General features: G+C 51.1%; 18 protein-coding genes. 15 read left to right on the top strand and 3 right to left on the bottom strand.

The features are described 5' to 3' along the window. Positions 1–552 precede the first annotated feature (552 nt). Positions 553–1,869 carry a DEAD/DEAH box helicase gene (locus GOB58_RS04630; RefSeq protein ID WP_086635875.1) on the top strand — a complete coding sequence of 439 codons (1,317 nt, stop codon included), beginning with the start codon at positions 553–555 and terminating at the stop codon, positions 1,867–1,869. A 62-nt stretch (positions 1,870–1,931) separates the two neighbouring features. Here GOB58_RS04630 and GOB58_RS04625 read toward each other — a convergent pair whose 3' ends face one another. The 3 genes from GOB58_RS04625 to GOB58_RS04615 form a co-directional block, all read right to left on the bottom strand. Then, the gene (locus GOB58_RS04625; protein ID WP_242005217.1) at positions 1,932–2,846 is read right to left on the bottom strand and encodes an endonuclease/exonuclease/phosphatase family protein; all 915 of its coding nucleotides are present in this window, start codon (positions 2,844–2,846) and stop codon (positions 1,932–1,934) included. A 30-nt stretch (positions 2,847–2,876) separates the two neighbouring features. Beyond that, the gene (locus GOB58_RS04620) at positions 2,877–3,572 is read right to left on the bottom strand and encodes a carbonic anhydrase (protein ID WP_086553387.1); all 696 of its coding nucleotides are present in this window, start codon (positions 3,570–3,572) and stop codon (positions 2,877–2,879) included. A 208-nt stretch (positions 3,573–3,780) separates the two neighbouring features. Next, the gene (locus GOB58_RS04615) at positions 3,781–4,431 is read right to left on the bottom strand and encodes a LabA-like NYN domain-containing protein (protein WP_086635873.1); all 651 of its coding nucleotides are present in this window, start codon (positions 4,429–4,431) and stop codon (positions 3,781–3,783) included. A gap of 131 nt (positions 4,432–4,562) precedes the next feature. Here GOB58_RS04615 and folK point away from each other — a divergent pair, with 131 nt between their 5' ends. The 14 genes from folK (at position 4,563) to bamA (ending at position 18,814) form a co-directional block, all read left to right on the top strand. Beyond that, a complete protein-coding gene (gene folK, locus GOB58_RS04610) occupies positions 4,563–5,081 on the top strand; it encodes a 2-amino-4-hydroxy-6-hydroxymethyldihydropteridine diphosphokinase (RefSeq protein ID WP_194299614.1) in 519 nt (172 codons plus the stop codon). An 83-nt stretch (positions 5,082–5,164) separates the two neighbouring features. Continuing rightward, entirely contained in the window at positions 5,165–5,536 is a 372-nt protein-coding gene (gene rpoZ / locus GOB58_RS04605; protein WP_086553385.1) for a DNA-directed RNA polymerase subunit omega, read from the top strand. Between the two features lie 93 nt (positions 5,537–5,629). Then, positions 5,630–7,873, top strand: coding sequence for a RelA/SpoT family protein (locus GOB58_RS04600; protein WP_233127749.1), 2,244 nt, complete (start codon positions 5,630–5,632; stop codon positions 7,871–7,873). A 25-nt stretch (positions 7,874–7,898) separates the two neighbouring features. After that, positions 7,899–8,318, top strand: a complete 420-nt coding sequence (acpS, locus tag GOB58_RS04595) for a holo-ACP synthase (protein ID WP_086553384.1) — start codon at positions 7,899–7,901, stop codon at positions 8,316–8,318. Positions 8,319–8,337: 19 nt separating this feature from the next. Further along, entirely contained in the window at positions 8,338–9,147 is an 810-nt protein-coding gene (gene lepB / locus GOB58_RS04590; RefSeq protein ID WP_407651721.1) for a signal peptidase I, read from the top strand. Then, positions 9,144–9,890 (top strand): ribonuclease III, encoded by a 747-nt coding sequence (rnc, locus tag GOB58_RS04585; RefSeq protein WP_233127746.1) that lies wholly within the window; start codon positions 9,144–9,146, stop codon positions 9,888–9,890. The genes lepB and rnc overlap by 4 nt, the downstream gene beginning before the upstream one ends. Then, positions 9,883–10,782 (top strand): GTPase Era, encoded by a 900-nt coding sequence (era, locus tag GOB58_RS04580; protein WP_086553383.1) that lies wholly within the window; start codon positions 9,883–9,885, stop codon positions 10,780–10,782. Before rnc ends, era begins: the two co-directional genes overlap by 8 nt. Positions 10,783–10,886: 104 nt before the next feature. Continuing rightward, positions 10,887–11,624: a UMP kinase gene (gene pyrH, locus GOB58_RS04575; RefSeq protein WP_086553382.1), complete on the top strand. Its 738-nt coding sequence runs from the start codon at positions 10,887–10,889 to the stop codon at positions 11,622–11,624. Between the two features lie 120 nt (positions 11,625–11,744). After that, on the top strand, positions 11,745–12,266 hold the full coding sequence (gene frr / locus GOB58_RS04570; RefSeq protein ID WP_212333936.1) for a ribosome recycling factor: 522 nt from the start codon (positions 11,745–11,747) through the stop codon (positions 12,264–12,266). 30 nt (positions 12,267–12,296) lie between these two features. Next, positions 12,297–13,037, top strand: coding sequence for a polyprenyl diphosphate synthase (gene uppS, locus GOB58_RS04565; RefSeq protein WP_086553380.1), 741 nt, complete (start codon positions 12,297–12,299; stop codon positions 13,035–13,037). After that, positions 13,034–13,864, top strand: a complete 831-nt coding sequence (locus GOB58_RS04560) for a phosphatidate cytidylyltransferase (protein WP_173559469.1) — start codon at positions 13,034–13,036, stop codon at positions 13,862–13,864. The genes uppS and GOB58_RS04560 overlap by 4 nt, the downstream gene beginning before the upstream one ends. A gap of 51 nt (positions 13,865–13,915) precedes the next feature. Then, positions 13,916–15,073 (top strand): 1-deoxy-D-xylulose-5-phosphate reductoisomerase, encoded by a 1,158-nt coding sequence (dxr, locus tag GOB58_RS04555; RefSeq protein ID WP_086635870.1) that lies wholly within the window; start codon positions 13,916–13,918, stop codon positions 15,071–15,073. Between the two features lie 33 nt (positions 15,074–15,106). Then, positions 15,107–16,216 carry an RIP metalloprotease RseP gene (gene rseP / locus GOB58_RS04550; protein WP_173559468.1) on the top strand — a complete coding sequence of 370 codons (1,110 nt, stop codon included), beginning with the start codon at positions 15,107–15,109 and terminating at the stop codon, positions 16,214–16,216. Positions 16,217–16,303: 87 nt separating this feature from the next. Continuing rightward, the gene (gene bamA, locus GOB58_RS04545) at positions 16,304–18,814 is read left to right on the top strand and encodes an outer membrane protein assembly factor BamA (RefSeq protein WP_086553377.1); all 2,511 of its coding nucleotides are present in this window, start codon (positions 16,304–16,306) and stop codon (positions 18,812–18,814) included. Position 18,815: the final 1 nt, after the last annotated feature.

Here is an 18,815-nt window from a genome sequence, read left to right as displayed (position 1 = left end):
TAAAAACAATATTTTTTATCACAATAAAAGAATATTTATTGTTCAGTATGATGGACAATAATTGCTTATAATTTTATTAATTTATTTTATTTTTATAGTTTTTATTGTTTGTCAGTAATATTTACGAAAATCTCTTATATTATATTAAATTTTATTAAATTTAAGTGGGTAGTATTGTATTTCTGTTAAGTAATGTTACGGGAAAAGAAATTAGAAAAGTATTTTATATCAATAAGAAAACAAGAATTATACGATAAGCTGTAACTTATATGAAACTGTAATCTGGAAGGTCTGATGGCACTTCCAGTTAGGACCATAATGGTACTGTCTGCTTGCAGGAGCCAGAAAATCCCCTTATATCATGGGGAAGGAGGCGCAGTTAATCATTTTAATTAAATCATTAACTGTTGCGCTAATTTTTTATTAAAAGCCTTCGTTGATGCGTGCTGGTCAGAGAGTTGATCGTTACTGGACGTATCATCTGAAGAAAGTGGTGCTGCTGAAAAGCTGACTAACATTGTTATTCAGACAGCACAGAGGGATTTGACTCTGATGACTACTTTTTCTGATCTGCAACTTGCAACGCCTATACTGAAGGCTCTGGCTGACGAGGGTTACGATAAACCTACCCCTATTCAGGCGCAGTCTATCCCTTATCTTTTGCAGGGGCGCGATCTTCTCGGGCTCGCTCAGACCGGTACGGGTAAAACAGCAGCCTTTTCGCTACCTATCCTTGAATATCTTCACAAAAACCCAAAGCAGTCTCAGTCCAGGCAGGCCCGGGTTCTGGTTCTGGCGCCAACGCGTGAGCTGGTTTCTCAGATCAGTGACAGCTTTAAAGCCTATTCACGTTATATGAAATGCTCTCAGGCTGTTGTGTTTGGCGGTGTTGGTCAGGGGCGTCAGGTTGAGGTCATGCGCCGTGGGGTTGATGTGCTGGTCGCAGCTCCTGGTCGTCTGCTTGATCTGATCGGCCAGGGTCATATTGACCTGTCTGCGCTGGAAGTTCTGGTGCTCGACGAAGCTGACCGTATGCTCGATATGGGCTTTGTCCGTGATATCCGTCGTATCATGACGTATCTGCCAGAAAAGAGGCAGACGCTTCTGTTCTCTGCAACAATGCCGCGCAGCATTTCTGATCTTGCAGGTTCATTGCTGAATAACCCTGCTAAAGCAGAGGTTACGCCTCCTTCAAGTACGGTTGATCGTATTCAGCAGGCTGTTATGTTTATCAATGGCGATGATAAGCGCGAGGCTTTGCTTGAGCTGGTCAAGTCACCTAAGGTGGTGCGTGCGGTTGTCTTTACGCTGATGAAGCACGAAGCCAATAAAGTTTCTGAGTTTCTTAATAAATATGGCATCAGCTCAGAAGCAATACACGGTAACAAATCTCAGGGTGCGCGTGAGCGGGCTATGAAGGGTTTCCGTAGTGGTGCAGTGCAGGTGCTGGTTGCAACGGATATTGCAGCGCGCGGTATCGACGTGGATGAAGTCAGCCACGTTTTCAATTATGATCTGCCTAATATTCCTGAAAGCTATGTGCACCGTATCGGCCGTACAGCGCGTGCCGGGCGTGAAGGCTGGGCTCTTTCATTCTGTGATGCAGAGCAGCGTGCCTGGCTGCGTGATATAGAAAAAACAATTGGCAAGCCGGTGCCGGTTGTGCGTGATCATCCGTGGCACTCTGAAGAAGCTGAGGCTTCTACCATGCGTCCTCCTGTCCTTGGTGGGGGTGGTCGTGGCCGGGGTGGTCCGTCACGTAATGGTGGTGGTGCCCGTCGTCCGACGAACCATCGTTCTGATGCAGGGGCATCCGGACAGCGTCGCTATGGTGGCCGCGGGCAGCGTCAGGCTGCTGGTGTCAGCTGATTTTTCTGTGACACCGTGACTTAAAAATTTGAAAACCACTCCTTGTGAAAGGGGTGGTTTTTTTATGGCATTATAAGCTTTACTGAGACGGGGCAGTGATCAGATGTCAGGGCCTGTTCGTCGGGTTTATAAAGCATGACCTTCAGGCTTCCTGGCGCAATCCAGGATATAGCATCTCCACCGGCGATCAGATGATCAATAAAATATCTTCCTCCATCGCAGGGGGTTGCAAAACCTGATGTTGTCAGCATCAGGGGCCCTGACTGTGAAAGTTTGAGAAATAACGGATCTGCTTTTGTCAGGCGGCGGTTAAAGTCACCCAGAATAAGAAAGGCTTCATGGCTGGCCTGTCGCTGCGCTATCCATTTCTGTAAAATGGAGAATTGTTTGATGAGTGTCGGGCAGCTGTGTTTTTTTTCAGTCATCGGGTAATATGAGCACCCTGCTTTCAGGTGGATAACCAGTAAGCGCAGGGCAGAATGATCGCTTTGTACTGTAATATCCAGCCCGCTTCGCAGCAGGTGCCGGGTGTTTACGCCTGCTGTGCTTAACTCCGTCAGGTCAGGGTGGCGGGTTATGTGAAGATTTTTATTTAAAGCTATACCAGTACGCTGCAGAATATCATCGTGCGTCATAAGAATAGTGTAGCGTAATTCAGAAAAAACCCTGGTTGCGGTATCTTTATTATCGGTTTCCTGAAAAGCGATAATATCTGCGTTGAGATGCTGTGCATAATCTGACAGAGCATAAAAATCATCTGGCGTGCGATGAGGAATGTCGGGCGGGGCAGTCTGAGCCTGGGGAGAGGTTTCATTGATGAGCCAGTCCATGTTCCATGTCGCTATTTTAAGCTGCGTTTCGGCTAAACATGGTCGCGTTATGAGTAGCGGGCTGATTAAGCAAAGGGCCATTGCATGACAGAGGCGGCCACGTGCGGGCATAAAAAATGCCCGCCACAGGTGAGGAGTGGCGGGCATTATTCTCGTCTGCTTCAGCGCAGAGGGCGTTCAGGCCTGTGTCTCGGCTGAGAGCTCAAGCTCTTTAAGGGCCTCGGCTACAGAGGTTGTCCGGCGTGTTTTTTCATCAAGGATGCTGACTTCGCCTGACCCGATATCATAAAACCAGCCCTGAAGAGTCAGGGTGTTACGTGCAAGTTTTGCTGCGACCGCTGGGTGTGTGCGCAGATGTGCCAGCTGAAGCAGGACATTATGCTCTGCCAGTGACCTTACGATTGCAGGACCGGCATCTTCAGCTGTAAAATCGTTCAGAGCCGCTGCTGCAGCTGCTTCAGCATTGCGCAACCATGATTTAACAGTTGGCATTTTTTCCAGGCTGGCCTGGTTCGCTGGCAGCAGTGCTTTCATGGCGCCGCAGTCAGAATGGCCGCAGATAATGATGGAGTTTACGCCAAGGCCCAGGACGGCATACTCAATGGCAGAGGAGACGCCTCCGAGCATTTCGCCATAAGCAGGAACGATATTGCCAATATTACGCAGAATGAACAGATCGCCTGGTTCTGTCTGAGTAATCAGGTTGGGATGAATACGACTATCTGCGCAGGTGATAAAAAGGGTGCCGGGTGACTGGCCGCTGGCCAGGTCGGAGAACAGAGATTCTTTTGCAGGAAAAACTTCAGAGTTGAAGTGTTCAACGCCACGAAGCAGAGAGATCAGGTTTGATCTGGTCTCAGAACATTTAGGCATACTGTAGACTCCGGCTGTTTAGAGCGGCTGCGTTGTTTAAAGGCAGCGTCCGCATTTATGTTTTTCTTATAAACAGACAAATAGAGTGGGTGTGTTCACAAGAAGGTTTTTTTATTTTTGGTCAGAAAAGTTTAAATGCTGACAGGAATGTTTATTACAGCAATAAACATTCCTACGCTATGTATAAAATATGAAAACAGCAATGATTTCAGGCGAGAAGATCGCCTTCATCAGGTTCGCTCATCTGATCTGCGGGATGGCGTATCGGAGCGTTAGAGCGTGGAGCGGCTGCAGCTGGTGATGGCATTTGTGGTGCCTGGGCTTCGGGTGCTCTGCGGCGTGTAAAGCTTGCGCCTAAAGTTGCCAGCTCAAGGAACTGGTCAGCCTGTCGGCGCAGGTCGTCACCGATAAGGGGAGGGGTTGAGCGCATTGAGGAAACAACGGAAACCCGTGTGCCCTGGCGCTGAACGGCCTCAACAACTCTGCGGAAGTCTGAATCTCCGGTAAAGAGAATCGCATGATCAATATGTGGAGCCATCTCCATCATATCGACAGCGATTTCTATTTCCATGTTTCCCTTAACGCGGCGCTTGCCCGTGCTGTCAGTGAATTCGCGCGCAGCTTTGGTGACCAGAAAGTATCCGTTGTATGAGAGCCAGTCGGTGAGAGGCTTCAGGGGAGAATAATCTTCTGTGTCGAGAATAGCTGCATAATAATAGGCACGAACAACGTGTGTTTTTGTAGCAAAAAAATCGAGAAGTTTTTTGTAATCAATATCGAAACCAAGACTTCTGGAGGTTGAATAAAGACTTGATCCGTCAATAAACAGACACGTCTTTTCGTCTTTCTTCAGGTTCATAAGAGAGTATATCCTCATAATTATTAACGAAATGTAAAATTGTTAAAATTAGTTAAAAATTCCCGTGTCAGTTGTTTTATTAATATAAGGGAAGCGGAGATTATCTGACAACCTGCTGCAGGGGAATATAGTTGAAAATAAAACCTGAAAAAAAGCTTGTAACAGCTTTGGTTGCGGTGGGTGCTAATCTGCCTTCAGCTCAGGGGAGTCCGTTATCTGCGTGCCAGGAGGCGGCAGGGGTTCTGAAACAGGTTGCCGGTGTTGAGGATATTCAGGTTTCATCATGGTATGAAAGTGCGCCTGTTCCGCCATCAGGGCAGCCCCCTTATGTCAATGGTGTTATCCGTCTGCTGACAACTCTGGGTTCTTATGAGCTGCTGCATGTTTTGCAGGGAGTGGAGCAGGATTTTGGTCGTCAGCGTTCCGTTGCTAATGCGGCGCGCACGCTCGATCTCGATATCATTGCTTATGGTGATCTGTGTCAGGATGATCCGGTGCTTATTTTACCGCATCCCAGAGCGCATGAGCGTGCTTTTGTTATGATGCCCCTTTGTGATGTTGCGCCTGACTGGGTGCACCCCGTGAGTGGTGTCGGGATAAAAAAGCTGGTTCAGCAGGTTTCTGAGCAGGAAATCAGAAGAATTGTCTGAAAGGGGTCTTTTCTTAGGCTTGCATAATGCGCTAAGAAGGTTCCTCTGTTTTTTAAAGTGCTAGTGTCAGGAGGCTCTTCACAATGGCCCGCGTGACTGTTGAAGACTGCGTAGAAAAAGTTCCAAATCGTTTTGAGCTGGTGTTGTACGCAGCACAGCGTGCCCGCAATATCTCCCGCGGTGAAGAGCTTATTGTTGATCGTGACAATGATAAGAACCCGGTAGTTGCTTTGCGTGAAATCGCTCAGGATGCTGTGCCGCTGCCACAGCTGCGTAACGACCTGATCCGTTCTCAGACGCGTGAGCCTGAGCCTGAGCCTGTTGATGAAGAAGTGCAGGATCTTGTTCCCACTGAGCAGAATATTTTCGGCCTTCAGGAGATTTCTCCTGAGGAAGAGGCGCATGACGACGCCAGTGCTGTTGAGGCAGCTCTGAGCGGGCGCGGGCGCCGGTAAGAGAACTGAGTGACGCAGGCCGGCAGTGGCAATCAGAATGTCGGGGGCGGTGGAGTTATAGCTGAAGCTCCGCCAGCCGCTCACGGCACGAATGTGTCGGTAAAAGACGCAAAGCCTGTCACCTGCGATAAACTGCTTTCTGTCGTTCGGGGTTATGCACCTGATGCCGACCTTGAGTCCATCAGGCGGGCCTTCGATGTTGCGCAGAAAGCGCATGAGGGTCAGCTTCGTGATAATGGTGACCCTTATATAACCCACCCTCTCGCTGTTGCGATGATTCTCGCCGGTTTCCGGCTTGACGTGTCCTCAGTAATAACAGCTTTGCTGCATGATACGGTTGAAGATACCGGTGTCACGCAGGAACAGCTCCGGGCAGAGTTTGGTGATACAGTTTCTGAGCTGGTTGACGGTGTAACCAAGCTGACACGGCTTGAGCTGCAGTCGGACCGTACCAAGCAGGCTGAAAACTTCCGTAAACTTGTGCTGGCTATGTCGAAGGATATTCGTGTCCTTCTGGTGAAGCTGGCCGATCGCCTGCACAATATGCGTACGCTGCATTTTGTGGAGCGCGTTGATCGCAGGCAGCGTATTGCCCGTGAAACCCTTGATATTTATGCGCCACTTGCTGAGCGTATCGGTATGGACCGGGTTAAAACCGAGCTTCAGAATCTGTCTTTCGCGCAGATTGAGCCTGAGGTCGATGCAACACTGAGAGCCCGCCTGAATTATCTGCGCGGGCAGGGGGCTGATGTCATTGAGGATGTCAGGCGTGAACTTTTGCGCCTGTGCCACGATGCTGGCCTGAAGAATGTTCATGTCGCGGGACGTGAAAAATCGCCTTACTCGATATGGGATAAGATGCAGCGCCGTAATGTGGCGTTTGAGCAGCTTTCCGACATCATGGCATTCCGCGTGATCGTTGACACGCGTGAAGACTGTTATATGGCGCTGGGGGCAGTGCACGCTGCATATTCGGTCATTGCCGGGCGTTTTAAAGATTATATCTCCACACCTAAGGTCAACGGATATCAGAGTATCCATACAGGTGTGACGCTGCGCTCGCCGCGCAACCAGAAAATCGAAGTGCAGATTCGTACCGCTGCAATGCATGACATTGCTGAAAACGGTGTGGCAGCGCACTGGGCTTATAAAGACGGTAGTGGTGAAAATACAGAAGGCTCTCCTGGTTTCAGGCGGCCGCGCTGGGTGCAGGATCTTCTTGAAATTCTTGAAGCCTCTTCAGCTCCTGATGAGTTCCTGGAAAACACCAAGCTTGAGCTGTACCAGGACCAGGTTTTTTGTTTCTCACCCAAAGGTCAGCTGATCTCTCTGCCGCGGGGCGCAACGCCGGTTGACTTCGCCTATGCTGTACACAGCCAGATTGGCGATAGTTGTGTCGGGGCCAGGGTGAATGGCCGCCTGATGCCACTGCGCTATGAGCTGCAAAATGGCGATCAGGTTGAAATTATGACCGCGCGCGGGGGGGCACCATCCCCCTCGTGGGAGCGGTTTGTTGTTACTGGCAAAGCGCGTGCGCGCATTCGTCGTTATGTGGCAGCACAGCAAAGGCAGACATATCTTGATGCCGGGCGTTCTGCTCTGGCTAAGGCTTTCAGGCAGGAAGGTGTTGACGGTTCAGAGAAAATTCTTGAGCCGGTTCTTAAAACTCTTAAACAAAACAGCCTGCATGACCTTTATGTTGCCGTTGGCAACAATAGTATTGGTGCGCGTGATGTTGTTTATGCCACCTATCCTGAGTTAAGGCGTGCAGTACGTGCTCCGCGTATGGTGCCCGGGCTACCTGGTGTTTTGGGGACAGCAGGGCCACGCCTTATGGCGGGAACCAGCGGTAACCAGAAGAAGCGCGCTGATGGTAATATTCCTCTCGTCGGTCTGGGTGCGGGGATAGCAGTACATTTTGCCGCCTGTTGCCATCCTCTCCCGGGTGATCGGATTGTGGGCGTCGTGGCAACCGGGCGTGGTGTGACCGTGCATACCAAAGTATGTCAGACGCTGGAAAACTTTGCGGCAACCCCTGAGCGTTTTCTTGATGTTGACTGGGATTATGACGCCATGGACCGGGGTGGTGCCAGCACCATGCGGGTCGGGCGTATCAGTCTTATTGCTGAAAATGTCTCTTCGGTTTTGGCAACAGTTACGAACACAGTTTCTAAATATGATGCTTCTATCGTCAATCTGAAGATCGTGAACCGTCAGCTTGATTTTATGGAAATTCTGGTTGATGTCGAGGTTCGTGATCTGAGACATCTTTCTTCGGTTATTGGCGGGTTGCGTGCTGCTTCAGGTGTGACACAGGCTGACAGGGCACGCTCATAATCATGCCTGTGAAAGAAGGTGGACCATGACGATTATTGCCGCCGGGGTCGATTTATGCGACATGCGCCGCATTGAGGGGGTGATTGACCGCTTTGGTCAGCGTTTTCTCGATCGGGTGTTTACGACGGCAGAGCGGGAGCGTGCTGAAGGGCGTTCCGGTCATGCGCGTATCGGCGCCTATGCCAAGCGCTGGGCAGCGAAAGAGGCCTGTTCCAAGGCTCTTGGTACCGGGTTTGCTATGGGTGTGGCACATAGCCTTATCGCTGTTGATAATCTGCCATCAGGTCAGCCAACGCTCAAACTTTATGGTGCCGCCCGCAAACGTCTGATGACGTTAATCCCTGAAGGACATGAGCCACATATTCTGCTGAGTATGACAGACGAGCCGCCCTATGCTTTTGCTGAGGTGATTATTTCGTCGCGCCCGATAACAAAAGAGCATTAAGACAGGAAAGCGTCAGATCATGAATATGCCGGAACATCAGCCTTCCGAAAACAAAGAAGGTGAGACAAAAACAACGGCTCAGGTTGTCATGGAGTATGTGCGCACGCTTGGTACGGCCTTTATTGTCGTGCTTGTGCTGCGTACTTTTGTGTTTCAGTCGTTTTTCATTCCGTCCGGTTCAATGATCCCGACTCTTCAGGTTGGTGATTATATTTTTGTGAGTAAATATAGTTACGGCTACTCACGTTATTCTTTTCCGATGAACTTCGATTTATTTAATGGTCGTATATGGGGCGCAGTGCCGCATCGGGGAGATGTGGCGGTTTTTCGTTTCACTAAAGATACGTCAATCGATTATATCAAGCGCGTTATTGGCCTCCCCGGCGACCGGATCCGCGTGACCGGGGGGCAGCTTTACCTTAATGACCAGCTTGTGCCCTGTATTGATCCGCACCCTTATGTTGCTGTGGATGAAACGCATGAGCCGGAAAATGGCCAGGTCTGTGAAGAGATTCTGCCCGGCAGTGATGGTCGTCCTGCCGTAAAGCATTCTGTGCTGAAGCTGACGGATCAGGGAGCGCAGAACAATACGCCTGAATATGTTGTGCCGCCAGGGCATCTGTTCATGATGGGTGATAACCGCGATAACAGTGCCGACAGCCGCTTTATGGGTGATGACCCGCATGATCTCGGTTTTGTGCCAATGCAAAATCTCGTTGGTCAGGCTAAATTCATCTTCTTCTCGTTTGATAGCATCGCCCCGGCCTGGCAGTTCTGGCACTGGCCGGCGGAAATTCGCTGGGCACATTTATTTCGGAGTTTGACGTGACATCTGTTGCTGGCGGCCTTGTGCCGCAGCCCCCCATTGACGCTTTACAACAGCGTCTTGGGTATATTTTTAAAAAACCGGAGCTGCTTTTTGAGGCTCTCACCCATCGTTCTGCAGCGTATCAGAACGCCGGTGGCCGCAGGCGTGGTCAGAAACTTAAAGGCGTCGGCTCCAATGAGCGCCTTGAGTTTATAGGCGACCGTGTTCTGGGGCTGCTGATGGCTGAGTGGCTTCTGGAGCGGTACCCCGGCGAGCAGGAAGGAGCTTTGGGGGCACGTCTTGCTCATCTGGTGTCACGTACTATGCTGGTTGAGGTCGCTGGTGCTTTTGAGCTGACAGACAGTCTGAGTGTTGCCGCGCACGAGGCGCGTGCTGGTGTTCAGGCAACAGCCAGCGTTCTGGCTGATGCCATGGAAGCTGTTCTGGGTGCTGTTTTCCTTGATGGCGGCTTGTCTCCTGCGCGTAAAATTGTGCGCAAAGGCTGGTCTTCCCTGCTGGAAGCGCAGGCCCGTCCGCCCAAAGACCCCAAAACAGCTTTGCAGGAATGGGTTCTGGCCAGAGGTCAGGCTTTGCCTGTTTATAAGGTTGTTGTTGCAGAAGGGCCGTCACACGCTCCTTCTTTTGTTGTTGAAGTTGAAGCTGGTGGCCAGAGCGGGTCAGGTCGGGCAGGCAGCAAGCGGGCGGCGGAGAGCGCAGCCGCAGCAAGCCTGCTTGAGCAGCTGGAAGGTAAAAAAAATGGCTGATGTAACACGTTGTGGTTTTGCTGCTCTGGTTGGTGCACCAAACGCCGGAAAATCGACCCTGCTTAACTGTATGGCGGGGGTAAAACTGTCTATTGTCAGCCCGAAAGCTCAGACAACCCGCTTCAGGGTTCTGGGCATTCTTATGCGTGAAAAAACGCAGATTCTTCTGGTTGATACTCCCGGAATTTTTCGTCCGCGTCGTAAGCTTGACCGGGCTATGGTTGCCGCTGCCTGGACCGGTGCGGAAGATGCTGACATCACCATGTTGCTGATTGATGCAAAATCTGGCCTGACAGAGGCTGTGCAGGAAATTATTGCACGTCTCGCAGAGACAAAACGTAAAGTCTGGCTGGTTTTGAATAAAACGGACCTGGTGCAGCGCCAGGCTTTGTTGCCTCTGACAGCAGCAGTGACAGAAAAACTGCCGGTTGAGCATGTGTTTATGGTCAGTGCCCGTTCAGGGCAGGGGGTTGATGATCTGCTCGACCGCCTGGCAGAGACCCTGCCTGAGGGGCCTTATCTTTACCCTGAAGATGATCTGACAGATTTGCCCGATCGTCTTCTTGCTGCTGAAATTGTGCGCGAACAGGTTTTTCTGCAAACGCATGAAGAAGTGCCTTATGGTGCCACAGTTGAAACCGAAAGCTACAAAGAGCGCCCTGATGGTTCAGTACGTATTGATGCCGTTATTTATGTGTCACGTACCGGGCATAAAGCGATTCTGATTGGTGAGCGTGGCCAGAAAATTCGTCAGATCGGCGAACGTGCCCGCCGGCAGCTTTCTGAACTTCTTGAACGCCCCTGCCATCTCTTCCTGAATGTGAAAGAGCGTTCAGGCTGGGATGAAGAGCGCGCGCGTTTGCGTGCTATTGGCCTGGATGACGTGCCATAAAGAACCTATGACCGCTTGTGGCATACGCTCATGAAGGATAAGAAAGAGCCACACAGGCCCGGTTATGCGCCGGGCCGGAATTTCTCAGGAATGGTCGAGGGCAAATGACAATGTTAACAGGCGAAAAGCCAGATCGTAAACGTGTCCTGCTCAAAGTTTCGGGTGAGGCCCTGATGGGCGGCGGTGCCTTTGGGGTTGATCAGAAAACTGTAGAGCGTATTGCTTCAGATGTTGCCGCCGTTGTGCACAGCGGTGTTGAGGTGTGTCTGGTTGTTGGTGGTGGCAATATTTTTCGTGGTGTTGCTGCTGCTGCAAAAGGGATGGACCGCGCCCAGGGTGACTACGCGGGCATGCTGGCAACAGTTATTAACGCATTGCTTTTGCAGAATGCGCTTGAGCGTGAAGAGCTGCCAACCCGCGTGATGTCAGCTATTGATATGTCTTCTATCGCAGAACCCTACATCCGTCGCCGTGCCGTAAGGCATATGGAAAAAGGGCGCGTTGTTATTTTTGCAGCCGGCACAGGCAACCCCTTCTTCACGACAGATACAGCCGCTGCGCTGCGTGCTGCCGAGATGGAGTGCGATGTGCTGCTTAAAGGTACGCAGGTTGATGGCGTTTATTCTGCAGATCCGAAAAAAGATCCGTCAGCAAAGCGCTATGATCAGCTGAGCTATATGGATGTGCTTGCGCATGATCTCAACGTGATGGACGCGGCTGCAATCAGCCTGTCACGTGAGAATAAGCTGCCTATTATTGTTTTTAATATTGGTGAGGCCGGGTCTTTCGCTCGTGTTATGCGTGGCGAAGGCCCCTTTACAAAGATTATTGAGGCATCCTGACAGGCTGCTGCCTGTTCTGAGGTGCGACCTGATATAATAAAGGCAGCTTCGGCTGCCTGCTAAACGGAGGAGAAAACCGTGTCTGAACTGAATGCTCTGACCGAAGACCTGACCCGCCGGATGGACGGCGCGCTGGAGAGCCTGCGACGTGATTTTGCCGGCCTGCGCTCCGGTCGTGCCAGCCCGGCTCTTCTTGAGCCTGTAAGAGTTGAGGTTTATGGCAGCGAAGTGCCGCTGACACAGGTTGGGTCGATTGCAGTGCCAGAAGCACGTATGCTGACTGTACAGGTGTGGGATCGCGGTGCCGTTGCTGCTGTGGAGCGCGCAATTCGTGATTCTGGTCTGGGGCTTAACCCTGCCGCTGATGGTCAGATTGTGCGTGTGCCCATTCCCCAGCTGACGGAAGAGCGTCGTCATGAGCTGGCTCGTGCAGCAGCTCGTTATGCTGAAGGTGCCAAGATCGCAGTGCGTGGTGTACGCCGCGATGGCATGGATAAATCGAAAGCCAGTGAGAAAAAAGGCGATATCAGCCAGGACGATGTTAAGGTCTGGTCTGATGCGATCCAGAAACTGACGGATCAGTATGTTAAAAAAGTTGATGACATGCTGGCTGATAAGGATCGTGAGATCAAACAGGTTTAATGTGCAAGCGCGATCAGATTAAAAGCCGTGATGTCAGCCGAAAAAACACGTGAAAAAGAAAAAGTCTCTGTTCCGACGCATGTTGCGGTCATCATGGATGGAAACGGCCGGTGGGCTGCAGAGCGGGGTCTGCCACGTCTGGCCGGGCATAAAGCCGGGGCAGAGGCAGTAACCCGTTGCCTGCGTGCTGCTGTGGCCCGCGGTGTGGATTATCTGACATTATATGCGTTTTCTTCCGAAAACTGGTCGCGCGAACCGCAGGAGGTTTCTGACCTTACCAGCCTGATGCGTTATTACCTGCGGCATAAAATTGCAGGCCTGCATCAGGAAGGGGTCAGAATACGTTTCATTGGTGATTTATCGCGTTTTGATTCTGACCTGAGGGTCGAGCTGGATCGTGCTGAGAAATTAACCAGTAAAAATACGCGCATTACCCTTTTGCTTGCTCTGTCTTACGGTGGGCGGGGGGATATCGTTCAGGCGGCTCAGCGTCTGGCACTGTCCGTTCAGCGTGGTGAAATGGCAGCGGAGCAGATTACAGAATTAGAGTTTTCACAACATTTGTGGACGTCAGGCGTCCCCGATCCTGATGTTGTCGTAAGGACAAGCGGGGAGTATCGCCTTTCAAATTTTTTACTGTGGCAGAGTGCATATGCAGAGCTGGTGTTTCTGGACGTGTTCTGGCCAGACTTTAATGAAAGGCACTTTGCTGCTGTGTTAGATCATTATGCCCGCCGTGAGCGCCGCTTTGGTGTCAGGCCGTCAGCATGAGTGCTGAAAAAAGTAACGCCTGGCGTGACTTAAAAGTTCGTACACTCTCAGGCATTATGCTTGGAGCTGTTGGTGCTTTTTGTATATGGGCCGGTGACTGGCCCTATAAGATCATGGTTGCTGCCATGACCGCAGGGATGGCGGCTGAGGCTGCAACGCTTTTCAAGGTTTCGCCCCGGTCGTGGCGTGGCGGGCTTTATGTGTTGTGGGCCGCCTGCGCCTGGATTGCTGCCGTGACTGGCCACTGGAACGCCTTCCCGCTTTTTTGTCTTTCTTCTCTTATTTTTGGTCTGCCTCTGTGCGCCATTATGTGCGTGATTGTTGTGGCCTGTAATGCCTTGTTGTGGCTGCGTCTTGGCGGGGCTTTGCCTGTGCTGTTTGTTATCGGTGTCGTGGTCGCCAGTGACAGCTGTGCCTATCTGACCGGACGTATGCTTGGCGGCCCTAAACTGGCCCCGCGCATTTCTCCTGGTAAAACCTGGTCGGGCTCTGCTGGCGGCTTGCTGGCAGCTTTACTGACAGGGTTCCTGATCGCTTCTGCCTCTGATTACCCTGCTACGGGCTCAGCTTTATTTTGTGCTGGTGTTCTTGCTGTTGTAGGGCAGATCGGAGATTTGGCGGAAAGTGGTGTGAAGCGCAAAATCGGGGTAAAAGATTCGGGCAGTATTCTGCCTGGTCATGGCGGGCTGCTCGACAGGTTTGACGGTCTTATTTTCGCGGCACCGGCTGCGGCCCTGTTTTCTTTGTGTGTGACTTTGCCTCGTCCGTTCTGGACAGCGGATTTGCATGCTGTATTAACCGCTCTGACAACTATACTCCACATGTAGGCCAGTCGTTAGCATAGAGCCGTTTTCTTCAGCTATAAGAGATAGATAAAAATGAGAACTGTAACTGTTCTGGGAAGCACCGGCAGCATTGGGTGTTCAACTGTTGATCTGCTTGAGCAGGCGCGTGACCGTTATCGCGTTCGTGCTCTTGTTGGCGGCAGGAATGCTAAAAAGCTGGCAGAACAGGCGCTCAGTCTCAATGCAGAACTGGCCGTTGTCGCTGATGAAGCAGCGTTTGATGAGCTGCGCAGTCTGCTCTCTGGCTCGTCTGTAAAAATTGCCTGCGGGCGGCAGGCGGTGATTGATGCGGCAGCTCTGCCCGCTGACTGGACAATGGCTGCCATTACAGGGGCTGCGGGCCTTGAGCCGGTTCTGGCTGCGGTTAAAAATGGCCGCTCAGTCGCGCTGGCTAACAAAGAGGCTCTGGTCTGTGCGGGTGATGTGATGCTTCGCGCAGTTGCTGAGGCCGGAGCAACGCTGCTGCCTGTCGATTCTGAGCATAATGCTGTTTATCAGTCTATGGCCGACCGGCAGGTATCTCAGGTTGAGAAAATTATTCTCACCGCTTCAGGGGGGCCATTTCGCAAGTCTTCTCTTGCTGAGATGGAAGCCGCAACACCCGGGCAGGCTCTGAAGCACCCGACCTGGAGCATGGGTGCTAAGATCAGCATCGATTCGGCTACAATGTTTAATAAAGGCCTTGAGGTGATTGAGGCTGCAAGAATTTTTAACCTGCCCGAAAGTCAGATTGATGTTCTGGTGCATCCGCAGTCTGTTGTGCATGGTATGGTACAATATACCGATGGCAGCCTGATTGCGCAGATGGGATCAGCCGATATGCGCATTCCTATAGCGCATACTCTGGCCTGGCCTGAACGGATGGCAACCACATCGTCAAGGCTCGACCTGGCTGCTTATGCAACACTTGAGTTCAGTGCCCCTGATGAGCAGCGTTTTCCTGCTTTGCGTCTGGCGCGTCAGGCGTTACGCTCAGGTGGTGCTGCACCTGCTATTCTTTCAGCTGCGAATGAAATTGCAGTTGATGCATTTTTAAATAAGACAATTGGTTTTCTTGATATTGCGCGTCTTGTGGAGAAGGTGATGGAGAAGCTTGGTGCTCCGCCGGCAGATACACTTGATGCCGTTCTGCACTGGGACGCTCAGGCACGTCATGAGGCCCGGAATTTGACATCAACGCTGGCTGCCTGAACCCGGGTTAGCAGGAGTGATATTGATTTTATTATGATACATGACTCTCTTCGGGCGATTATCGCCTTCGTCTTTGTACTCGGTGTTCTGGTCACCATTCATGAGTTCGGGCATTATCTGGCAGCACGCTGGCGTGGCATTCATGTAGAGATTTTCTCTATAGGTTTTGGGCCCGCTCTGGTGCGCTGGGCTGATCGCAGCGGTACAGAGTGGCGTATATGCTGCCTGCCTTTCGGCGGTTACGTGCTGCCTCATGGAATGATGAACCCTGAGACCGCCACCCCCGAAGAGAGGGCTGCCTGGATTCCTGGTAAAACATTTCATGAAAAATCAGTATGGTCGCGTGCAGCAGTCATTGTGGCGGGGCCACTCTTTAACTTTTTGCTTTCTATTGTCCTGCTTGCGTGTTTGTACAGCGTTACAGGCATGCCCAGAATCACTAATCATGTATCGACAATACTGCCTCATAGTGCCGCAGCAGATGCAGGCCTTGAAAAAGGTGACGTGATTACTGGCATTGGTGGTCATTCGCTTGACAGCGTTGCGGCTATTCAGGAGGAGGTTTCAGTATCTCCTGGTCTTAAAACGACTCTGAGCGTTACACGTGACGGTAATAAACTCGAAGTGCCGGTTACAATTGGTTCAGGCACGGCAAAATCAGGTGGTTCCGCTCATGGTCTTCTGGGCGTTGGCTTTATGGTCGAAAAGACCCCGCCGCTTGCGTTGCCTCAGGCTGTAATTGCTGGCATAAAAGAGACGTGGTCTATGACGAAGGAGACAGTTCGCGGACTGTGGATGATTCTTACCGGGCAGCATAGTGCCAGAGAGCTTGGCGGGCCGCTTAAAATTGCCCAGCTTTCAGGGCAGGTTGCGCAGTATGGATTTGCCAGTTTACTACCGTTTATGGCTTTGCTTTCTGTTAATCTCGGGCTTATCAATCTCTTCCCGATACCGGTGCTTGATGGTGGTAAACTAATATTTTACATTGTTGAGGCGGTCAGAGGACGCCCTGTGCCGGTTAAAGTGCAGGAAGTTTGTTTTCAGTTTGGTCTGGCCGCTGTTGCTGCTCTTTTTCTTTTTTCGACGTTTAATGACCTTTCCAGCTTTGGATTGTTTAAGTGGATAACATCGTTTGTGAGTTGAAGTTTGTTATCGCGCAAATGGAAACACTTGCGTCATGATAGTGATATCGGATACTCCATACAGAGGGCAGAGCAATATTAATGAAAGATGGGTTCCTGGCTGTGCAACGACCCCGACTGTGGAGGAAAGCAGATTTTGACGGGTAAGCGTTCAGCTCTCTTTGTCTCTGTATGTATGGTGCCTTTTCTGCTGGTGCAGAGATACGCCATGGCTGCAGACGCTCCTGCCAGCTCTGCGCGGCAGTCTTCGGCTGTTTCTGCAGGTCAGCGTAAGGTGTCATCTTCGCCAGGATACGTCAGTGGTAGTGTTTCGGGGGTTTCTCCCGGATCGCACGATGTTATCGAACATATCGATATTACCGGTAATTCGCGCATCGAAACCAACACAGTCCTTTCTTACATGGTTGTTCAGTCCGGGGATTACTTCTCTCAGGATGACCTTGACCGTTCGCTTAAAACACTGTTTGCGACAGGTCTGTTTAAGGATGTCCGCCTTCGTCGTGAGGGCAATGTTCTGAAGGTTAACCTGGTTGAGAATCCGATCGTCAACCGCATTGTGTTTGAAGGTAATAGTGCAGCCAAAGAGGAAGACCTGCGAAAGGTTATCGCTCTGCGTCCGCGTGCTGTTTTCTCGGCAGAAACTGCAGCTGATGACCGTCAGAAAATTCTCGATGTGTATGCGGAGAAGGCGCGTTACGCTGCCGTCGTCACGCCACAGATTGTCAGGCTGTCACATAACCGCGTGGATGTGGTTTTCCATATAACGGAAGGACCGCAGACCCTTATTCGCAAAATTGCATTTGTTGGTAATAAGGCATATGGCGACCTCCGTCTGGCCGGTATTGTTTCCTCAAAAGAGACAGCCTGGTTCAGGTTTATGTCTTCAGCAGATGAATATAATCCTGAGCGTCTGAAATACGATGCCGAGCTTCTGCGGCGTTTTTATCTCAGCAATGGCTATGTTGATTTTCAGATGAAAGACGTGTCAGGCGAGCTTTCTCCTGACCGTAAGTCATTTTATGTAACCTATACCATGGATGAGGGGCAGCGTTACCGTCTGGGTAAAGTCGATATTCGCTCAAGCCTGCGCCATGTGCCGGCAAAGTCCCTGCGAAAATATGTCGAGCTGTTTGCTCATCAGTGGTACGATGGTAAGGCTGTGCAGGATAACGCCACAGATATGGAGGAAACTCTCCAGGCTGAAGGTCACCCCTTTGCTATGGTCAGGCCGGTTATCGCACGTAACCCTGAAAAGGGTGTTGTGAACCTGTTGTTTGATGTGAGTGAGGGGCCGCGTCGTTATATTGAGCGTCTCGACATTAACGGTAACACCATTACCGAAGACAGCGTTATTCGTCGTCAGATGCCGTTTGCTGAGGGTGACCCCTATACACCGAGCTACAAAAAATATGCTAAAGAATCGGTCCAGGATCTTGGCTTCTTTAAAAGTGTAGACGTTCAGGATACGCCGGGTTCGGCACAGGATAAAACCAACGTCGCAGTTAATGTCGTTGAAAAGCCAACAGGTGAATTTTCTCTTGGTGGCGGTTATTCAACTGACGTCGGTGTGATTGGTAATATTGGTCTTAAACAGCACAACCTGCTTGGTACAGGCGTTGATGCCGGTCTCTCCGGTACAATGTCGCAGTGGCAGAGGCAGGTTGACCTTTCTGTTACAAACCCGGCTTTTCTTGGTCGTAACCTTGTTGCTGGTGTCGATATTTTCGGTATTCAGAACAAGTATCAGACGTACCAGAACTACTCTGAAAGTCGTGTCGGTATTACCCTGCGTATGGGGTATGCGTATAATCGCTACCTCTCGCAGTCATGGAATTATACGCTGACACGCCGTCATGTGGGTCTTGCCGGCGGTGGCTGGTATCAGCCCTCCCTGTACGTGATCGACCAGAAGGGTAACTCTCTTCTGTCTCAGATCGGTACGAACCTGGTTTATGACCGGCGTGATAACCGTATGAACCCGCATAATGGTTATATGGTATCACTTGGCGGAGATTTTGCTGGTCTGGGCGGGGATGAAAAATATGGGCGTGTTAAAGTTAATGCCTCATATTATATTCCGCTTGATGACCTGACGAACAGCCATGACTGGACTATTGTCCTGCGTGCCGGTGCCGGTTACATGGGTGACTGGGGTAACGGGCGCCATGATATCATTGATAACTTCTATCTGGGTGGTCAGAACCTTCGCGGCTTCCTTGATGGTGGTGCCGGTCCGCGAAGCAAAGGTTATGGCGCTTATCCGGGTGAGGATCTCCTGGGCGGGCGTTATATTTACAACGCTTCAGCCCAGCTTAATTTCCCGATGCCGTTTCTGTCTGCAATGGGCGTGATGGGGCGTACCTTCGTTGATACAGGTAGTCTCTGGGGCCTGCGTGTAAAACGTAACTTGTCGCATCCCTGGAGTGACCCGTATCAGGGTATTTCGGGTGACAGGCCATTGCCACGTGTCAGTGCGGGTGCCGGTTTCTCGTGGAAGAGCCCCTTCGGTCTGCTTAATATCGACCTTGGTGTTCCTATCATGCGCAGTCATAACGACCGTACGCAGCTTATTCGTTTTGGTTTTGGTCAGCAATTCTGAG

This window comes from Acetobacter thailandicus, assembly GCF_011516655.1.
Taxonomy (GTDB): Bacteria; Pseudomonadota; Alphaproteobacteria; order Acetobacterales; family Acetobacteraceae; genus Acetobacter; species Acetobacter thailandicus.
Note: the sequence above shows the minus strand (reverse complement) of the source record. Positions and strands in the feature narration are given on the sequence as shown.